The organism is Glaciecola sp. HTCC2999 (genome assembly GCF_000155775.1).
Lineage (GTDB): Bacteria > Pseudomonadota > Gammaproteobacteria > Enterobacterales > Alteromonadaceae > Opacimonas.
The window spans coordinates 22,348-28,510 of the sequence record NZ_DS989814.1 but is presented as its reverse complement, the minus strand read 5'-3'; the positions used below and the strand labels follow the sequence as shown (position 1 = coordinate 28,510).

The following is a 6,163-nucleotide window of genomic DNA, read 5'->3' as shown; positions in this document are numbered from 1 at the left end:
CGCTAATATCGATGTGGGTATCGGTAATCCTGCTTTTTCTGCTTGTTTAATTGCATTCCATTGTGCTTCAACTTGTTCCGACGTTAAATGTGATTGATCGGTAAAGACATGGGGATGACGTCGGATTAACTTTTCACACATGATTTGCGCTACTTCAGCAAAATCAAACCAACCTGATTCTTGCGCAATCTGAGCGTAAAACACCACCTGGAAAAGTAAATCTCCAAGCTCTTCTTTGATATGCTCAGGATCACCGTTATATATTGCATCTGCGACTTCATAGGTTTCTTCAATCGTATGCGGAATGATGCTTTGGAGTGTTTGTTTGATATCCCAAGGGCATCCAGTATTAGGATCTCTGAGTTGAGTCATAATTGCGACAAGCGCGTTGATAGGATCAGATTCGGTTAACTCGATATATTGCTGACGCTGTTCAGGTTTCATTCAATCAATTCATTTGTATGGCTTTGCCATAGTGTAACAACTCGTTTTGTGTATCGCGATTAAATTTAAACAGTCGACTCGAACTGGGTGTTAACTATGCTAATTTATGGACACTTAAAACAGAACGAATTTTATTTAATTTATTGACCACCTGTGACAATCGGTTAACGTCTTTCACTTCAATTTTCAAATCAATTTGACAGGTGTTTTGCGCAGTATCACTCGATGAGTTCACACCTAACACTGGGATCTTATCATTCCCTAACACTGTCGTGATGTCCTTCAATATACCGGTTCTATCATAACATTTGAGGCGTAATTCAGCCGCGAACCCCATATCAAGATCACTTGCCCAATTTACATCAATCTCACGTTCTGGGTGCATAGACAGTAGATGTGCTAGCTGATCACAATCACGCTTATGGACACTCACTCCTCGACCTTGAGTGATATAACCTAAGATCGGCTCACCCGCAATTGGCTGACAACAGTTGGCCAATTGACTCATTAGATGTCCAACGCCTTCCACTTCAATCGTGTTGTTGGTGTTTTGCTTACGGCGTTTGGGTTTAGCTTTTGCGTTGATTTCCTCAGCCGTAATCTCTGGTTCTGGGCGGAGTAACTGCTGCAGGTAATGCACCAGCGACATAACACGGATATCCCCAGCGCCAACGGCAGCAATTAAATCATCAGGAGATTTCATGTTGAACTTTTCAACAGCTTTACTGACATCTTTGAGGTGCAATTGTAATTTATTTAGCTCTCTCTCAATGATGTCTTTACCCGCAATAAGATGCTGATCTTTATCGAGTTTTTTAAAATATGTATGAATTTTAGCGCGCGCACGGGATGAATGCACATACCCTAAGCCTGGGTGCATCCAATCCCGCGATGGATTCATTTGTTTACCGGTTAAAATTTCAACTTGGTCGCCACTTTGTAATTGGTATGTAAACGGCACAATACGACCATCCACTTTTGCCCCTATACAGCGGTGACCGACATTCGAATGAATATAATACGCAAAATCCAATGGCGTAGAGCCCACCGGTAAATCAATCACATCGCCTGTTGGAGTAAAGACATACACGCGATCATCAAATACTTGCGACCGGAACTCCTCCACTAAATCGCCAGATTCAGCCACTTCTTCCTGCCATGCCAAAATTTTACGTAACCAATTGATCCGTTCTTCTGCTGCAGATAATTTACCTGAGTGGTCTTCTTTATATTTCCAATGCGCAGCGACCCCAAGTTCAGCATCGTCATGCATTTTTTGGGTGCGGATCTGGATCTCAATAGTGCGCCCTTCTGGACCTTTTATCACTGTATGGATGGACTGGTAACCATTGGGTTTTGGCGTAGCAATATAATCATCAAACTCATTGGGAATATGCTGATAATTAGCATGAACTTCCCCTAATACTGCATAGCAATCTTGTAAGGTGTTCGCAATAATTCGTACCGCACGGATATCGAACAACTGCTCAAAGCTCAGGTGTTTCTTTTGCATTTTTTTGTAAATGCTATAAATGTGTTTGGGCCGGCCAAACACTTGCGCGGCGACATTATGTTCATGCAGTGTATGGGATAAGCTCGCCACAAACTCATCGATATAATCTTGGCGATCGGCACGTTTTTCATCAAGCCAGCGAGCAATTTCCATATAGCGTTTCGGGTGTAGATAACGAAACGCAAGATCTTCTAATTCCCATTTAAGTTGACCTATCCCTAAGCGATTGGCTAAAGGAGCGTAAATCGCTGAACACTCTCGTGCAACAAGAACCCGAGTCTCTTCATCAGCTTCTTTGACCTGTTGTAATGTACAAATCCGTTCCGCCATTTTGATCACAACCGCGCGCACATCAGCCACCATGGCGATAAGCATCTTACGAATATTATCAACTTGCTGTTCGTCTTGTTGGTGTTTGGCGTGAAGTGTTTTAATCGCTTCCATTTGACGTACACCCTCAATCAAATCAGCAATCGCGATACCAAACTCATCTTCAATTTCGGTTTTATTTAATACATGAGTTTCACAGTATGGAAATACGAGCGCTGCTTGAAGAGTTTCATCGTCCATATTCAGTTCATGGAGGATCTCAACCATTTCTTGCCCGACAAGTAACTTTTCAGGGGTATCAGACACCGAAGTGAGTTTTGCTCTAGTCTCTTCAGATATTGCTAATCCCGCTAACCATTTAACAAAACTGGGGCGCTGGGGATGTTGTACTGTTCTAATCGTAACCACACCGGATCCTTTTGGTTTAACCGATTAACGGGTAAATACACTGACTAACTCAGTATGCGTTGTGCCTGCAAACATGTCAAAAAATTGCGTATGCTGACACGCAAAACCAGCATCTAATAATAATTGGATGTCATGTACCCATGATTGTGGGTTACAAGAAACATACACAATTCGTTCAAATTGCTGTAAATCAACCTGTGCTAAAATCGCTTTTGCTCCTTCACGGGAAGGATCAAGTAATAGCTTATTACATTTAGCGGCTTTTATCGCATGCATCGCCTCTGACGTCGTTAAATCGGCATGCAAAAACGTCACATTATCCACGCCAGATGCAACTGCTCCTTGGTTTGCTTGCTGAACCATTGCCTCTACCCCTTCAATACCAAGGACATACTCCGTCTGTTTCGCGATAGGTACTGAAAAGTTACCTGAGCCGCAAAATAAATCCACCACTCGATCATCTGGTGCGAGAGCGAGTAAATCGATACTGGTGTAGATCATCGCCTGATTCAAGGATGCATTGACTTGAATAAAATCATCCAGTCCTACCGGGTATTGACATTCATCTATACTCGTTAACCATAAATCAGGCTGTGCTAGCGAGACATTCATGGCGTCATTGTCATCGGCCCAATGCAGTGTCAGCCATTTAGCGTCATCGTTATGTGGCAACGATGGCACACCTTTAGGTACCCCCTTAACTGTCACCGCAATCAACACTTCATGTGCTTGTGAAAAAGCCTGTAATGCCGCTAATGCCTGTTTGGATAAGGGCTGTTGGGTATTAAACGCGACCACAATCTGATCGCGCGACTCGAGTAAGGTAATATGCCCGACATGAATTAACCAATGCCACTGGGCTGATGATGTATGGATAGCATTTAGTACCGGCTGTAATGCGCCTTCCAACACCTCACATTGCGGGATCGACATGACAGTTTTTGCTGAAGTTTGCCTAAACCCAACTTTAATCGCCTGTTTATCACGCGCATCAATCGCTAGACGCGCTTTTCTTCGGTATTGAGGTGCTGATAAAACTGGGGCTCGCCAAGGTAATTCAATAGCCCCTATATGCTGATGGACGTATTCATCCAATGCCGTTTGTTTTAACGCCAGTAAGGCACTTGGCTCAACAAAAGATAACTGACAACCACCGCATGTCGGCATAGCGAGTTGAGTCGGTAATACCTTATTATCGCGTTGCGCTCCCACGGCGAATGGACAAGGAGCCGCAATACGCTGTGCATGTGAGGTAATTACTGAGATGACACTGCCTAACCACACTTGTTTTTTTTGTGCAGTAATTTGCACTATCACCGTTTCACCAGGTAACGCACCTGAGACAATGACTACCGGAGAATGTGACTTACAAATCCCCTGACCATTTAATGTGAATCCAGATATTTCAAGAGTCACTACGGGAAGTTGACGCTTGGCCTTGGATGATGCTTTATGTTGCGGTTTGAAAAACTGAGCCATGAGCTGTTCCTGTCTCTAAATGTGTGATTCTAAAATCACGGTGGCCACCGCATATTCTTTTTCATCAGAAATGGATACATGGCTGTGTGTCACACCTAACTCACTAGCAATGTGAGCAAAGCCATCTGTATATTGTAATAACGGCTGGCCTTTATCCGTATGAGTGACAGATAGATGTTGCCAACCGACACCATGCCCAATCCCCGTACCTAACGCTTTGACGGCGGCTTCTTTAACCGCAAAGCGTTTTGCTAAAAATCGAGCCGGGTGAGCATGCTGAAGATACATATCAAACTCATTGGGTGTCAGCACTTTTTGGGCTAAACGATCACGCTTCACGCTCGTATCTTCCATCTCCTCAAAACGTGATATCTGGACAATATCAGTACCTAAACCAATGATGGGCATATTAGCGCCCTAACTCGATGAGTCCTTGGATCCGAGCTTCTTGCATTAATGCTCGCATGTCACTCACCGCTTTACCTAAGCCATCAAACATCGCACGCGCCATAATGGCATGGCCAATGTTTAATTCGACAATTTCAGGGATGGCTGCAATTGGCTTAACGTTATGATAATGCAGGCCATGTCCCGCATTGACCTGTAAACCACGTTGATGAGCAAATTGAATACCGGCTTTCAACTTTGCCAACTCTTGGGTTTGTTGCTTAATAGAGGTTGCATCAGCGTATTGTCCTGTATGGATCTCGATATACGGGACATCACAGGCCACCGCCGCATCAATTTGTTCGGGTTCAGCATCAATAAATAATGAAACTAAGATCCCTTGTTCGGCAAGTTGCCCACAAGCATCTTGCATACGACTAAGATTACCGGCGACATTTAATCCACCCTCGGTGGTCAATTCAGCACGTTTTTCCGGCACTAAACAGCAAAATGCGGGTTGCGTCTTTTTCGCAATCGCTAGCATTTCATCCGTGACTGCCATTTCCAAATTCATGCGCGTGTTAAGTGTACGAGCTAAGATTTCCACATCACGATCATTGATATGACGACGATCTTCACGTAAATGCACCGTAATGCCATCAGCCCCAGCGCGTTCTGCGATATCAGCCGCATGGACAGGATCAGGGTAACTAGTGCCACGCGCATTACGCAGTGTCGCTACATGATCAATATTCACACCGAGTAACACTTCTTTGTCTAATATCATCGTCGTCTCACTTATAACTCATTTAATATATAGGGTAATTATCGCTTAATCGTTATTTTGATACAAATAATTCACGACTTTTTAAGGGTTTATCACCTAGTAATGGTTGAAATGCTTGGCGCGTGATCCACTTAGCGGTACGCAAACTCTCAGGGTGCCATCTCTGCGCCAATGCATCATTGATCCATTGGCCCTTAACAGAAGTGAGATGAGGATACCATTGTTTCAAAAATAGTCCTTGATCACTGATAAACACATAATCCATATCGTCTTCAATGGCGGTTTGGGTACGAACTTCACAACTTAAATCCGGTAAATAACCTAATTCTGCTAATAAATTTAGTTCAAAACAGCGCAGCTGGGCCTCTTGGTGAGGCTGGAGTGTGCTATTAAATTTTTGGGAAGTGTGGAGTTGCTTGAGCGTCTCATAGTAATCATTCACAATATCAGGACATGGAATATTACTCGGTAATACACGATTAATCAGCTCATTGAGGTACATGCCACAAAACAGCGACGTGTGTTGCAAAGGAATACTCTTATCTGTGTTTTCAGCATTTTTCACGGATTTTAACTCGCTTTTGCCGGTTAATTCACATGCGATTGGTTGAAAAGGCTGCAGGACACTTTTACGATCAGATTTAGCACTGCGCATCCCGCGAGCCACACAACGAATCTTGCCGGCTTCAAGACTTAAGATATCCACCAAAAAGCTGCTTTCTTGGTAAGCACGTCGATGCAGTACAAATCCTGTAATAAACGTGCTGGCTCCGCCTATCATGTTAATTGACTCCAACGATAACGCAATTGTAATA

At 43.6% G+C, this 6,163-nt stretch carries 6 protein-coding genes; all 6 read right to left on the bottom strand.

Going from position 1 to position 6,163, the window contains the following annotated elements:
• On the bottom strand, window positions 1–444 hold a 444-nt coding region (locus G2999_RS12320), incomplete at its 3' end, for a MazG family protein (RefSeq protein WP_010181414.1).
• Between the two features lie 94 nt (window positions 445–538).
• On the bottom strand, window positions 539–2,695 hold the full coding sequence (relA, locus tag G2999_RS09555) for a GTP diphosphokinase (protein ID WP_010181413.1): 2,157 nt from the start codon (window positions 2,693–2,695) through the stop codon (window positions 539–541).
• Window positions 2,696–2,719: 24 nt separating this feature from the next.
• Entirely contained in the window at window positions 2,720–4,174 is a 1,455-nt protein-coding gene (gene rlmD / locus G2999_RS09550) for a 23S rRNA (uracil(1939)-C(5))-methyltransferase RlmD (RefSeq protein ID WP_010181411.1), read from the bottom strand.
• A 15-nt stretch (window positions 4,175–4,189) separates the two neighbouring features.
• A complete protein-coding gene (gene acpS, locus G2999_RS09545; RefSeq protein WP_010181409.1) occupies window positions 4,190–4,582 on the bottom strand; it encodes a holo-ACP synthase in 393 nt (130 codons plus the stop codon).
• A 1-nt stretch (window position 4,583) separates the two neighbouring features.
• Window positions 4,584–5,348, bottom strand: a complete 765-nt coding sequence (gene pdxJ / locus G2999_RS09540) for a pyridoxine 5'-phosphate synthase (RefSeq protein WP_010181407.1) — start codon at window positions 5,346–5,348, stop codon at window positions 4,584–4,586.
• A gap of 52 nt (window positions 5,349–5,400) precedes the next feature.
• Window positions 5,401–6,129: a DNA repair protein RecO gene (recO, locus tag G2999_RS09535; RefSeq protein WP_010181405.1), complete on the bottom strand. Its 729-nt coding sequence runs from the start codon at window positions 6,127–6,129 to the stop codon at window positions 5,401–5,403.
• Between the last annotated feature and the right edge of the window lie 34 nt (window positions 6,130–6,163).

Bases quoted from the DNA above. Each gene is read 5' to 3' on its own strand.
- rlmD (WP_010181411.1), bottom strand. From the start codon at position 4,174: ATGGCTCAGTTTTTCAAACCGCAACATAAAGCATCATCCAAGGCCAAG.
- acpS (WP_010181409.1), bottom strand. From the start codon at position 4,582: ATGCCCATCATTGGTTTAGGTACTGATATTGTCCAGATATCACGTTTT.
- pdxJ (WP_010181407.1), bottom strand. From the start codon at position 5,348: ATGATATTAGACAAAGAAGTGTTACTCGGTGTGAATATTGATCATGTA.
- recO (WP_010181405.1), bottom strand. From the start codon at position 6,129: ATGATAGGCGGAGCCAGCACGTTTATTACAGGATTTGTACTGCATCGA.